This window comes from Kitasatospora sp. NPDC004669, assembly GCF_040609455.1.
In the GTDB taxonomy this organism is placed as follows: Bacteria; Actinomycetota; Actinomycetes; order Streptomycetales; family Streptomycetaceae; genus Kitasatospora.
Genome location: NZ_JBEXKB010000219.1, coordinates 1 through 1,495, shown reverse-complemented (window position 1 = coordinate 1,495; position 1,495 = coordinate 1). Strand labels below are relative to the sequence as shown.

The window sequence follows — 1,495 nt, the reverse complement described above, 5'->3', positions numbered from 1 at the left end:
CGGCGTTGCGCCACGACGCCCCTGGCCTTCAGCCCCCCTGGCTGCGCCACCGGCGGCCATCCCCACGCGAGACGCACAGCGCCGCGTCCGGATCGCCGCCCTGCCGTGACAGCTCACGGTTCGAGGTTCTTCGCTCCCGCCCGTTTCGGTGAGCGCCGACCGTAGGTGACGTGCCGCCTGCCCGCACGACCGCCCCACCCCGGCGATCACGGCCGTCACCCAGACGATTGCCTCGACCGCCGGACTTTCGCCAGAGCCCGCCGAGGGCGCACACGACCCCGCCGGCCTGCCGGCCGCCGGGGTGGTTTCACAACGCTTCGTCGACGACGAGCGCTTCGCGCGCCCGGGGCCCCCGCCGGGCGCAATGGGTCGTCCCGGATTCAGCCGGTACGCAGACCCTCCAGGAACACGGTCAGATAGCGCTGGGCGGTGTCGGTACGGGCGGCGGGAACACCGCCGTGGACGGTTAGCGCTGGGCGGTGTCGGTACGGGCGGCGGGAACACCGCCGTGGACGGTTGCGGCGTAGGCAATTCCACACATCGGCGGGACCAGGTCGGCGGAGGTGGCGGTGGCTGCGGGCGCCTGACTTCCGATGCCGGGCCGGCTCGAAGCCGGTCCCGGGTCGGCGTGCGGACAGGTCATCCGCGCGTTGATGTGGTCAGTCCATTGCCCGCTTGGGCAGCTTCCAGCCGGGACGGGGAAAGTGACAGGTGTAGCCGCTGGGATACTTCTGCAGGTAGTCCTGGTGCTCGGGTTCGGCCTCCCAGAAGTCGCCGGCGGGGCTGACCTCGGTGACGACCTTGCCCGGCCACAGGCCTGAGGCGTCGACGTCGGCGATGGTGTCCTCGGCGATCTTTTTCTGCTCGTCACCGGTGTAGAAGACGGCGGAGCGGTAGCTGGTGCCGATGTCGTTGCCCTGGCGGTTCTTCGTGGTCGGGTCGTGGATCTGGAAGAAGAACTCGGGCAGGGCCCGGTAGTCAGTCCGGGCGGAGTCGTAGAGCACCTCGATGGCCTCGGCGTGGCTGCCGTGGTTGCGGTAGGTGGCATGGGGGACCTCACCACCGGTGTAGCCCACGCGGGTGGACACCACACCGGGCTGACGGCGGAATAGCTCCTCCATTCCCCAGAAACAGCCTCCGGCGAGGATGGCCTTCTCGGTCGCCATGGTTTCTCCCTCACGGGTACATCGCCACCTTGCACGGCCCTTCGGCGCGGGGTCCGGCATCAGGTGACAGGCATCGGCACGTACTGGTGCTTACAACCTACGCGGCTCCCCTATTCCGGCGCACAGCCCCCGCGCGCCTCGTCCGAATTCCGTAATGAGCCCCTGAGCGGAGGACCGGGCGTCCGGCTCGAATGGTGTCAACGGACAGTAGGACGTGGCTCTGGCGTGAGTTCCGGATGCTGTTGGCGATCTTCAAGTAGGTGCGGGAGTGTCAGCGGGTTCGAGTCCCGTCGCTGAGTTGCTGACAGAGGCGGGTGAAACGGGTCGCG

Annotated in this window: 1 protein-coding gene; it reads right to left on the bottom strand. The window is 68.9% G+C overall.

Annotation, left to right across the window (positions count from 1 at the left end; genetic code table 11):
• Positions 1 to 659 precede the first annotated feature (659 nt).
• On the bottom strand, positions 660 to 1,166 hold the full coding sequence (gene msrA / locus ABZW30_RS46990; RefSeq protein ID WP_355677493.1) for a peptide-methionine (S)-S-oxide reductase MsrA: 507 nt from the start codon (positions 1,164 to 1,166) through the stop codon (positions 660 to 662).
• Between the last annotated feature and the right edge of the window lie 329 nt (positions 1,167 to 1,495).

Coding starts and splice junctions, on each gene's coding strand:
- msrA (WP_355677493.1), bottom strand. CDS start 1,166: ATGGCGACCGAGAAGGCCATCCTCGCCGGAGGCTGTTTCTGGGGAATG.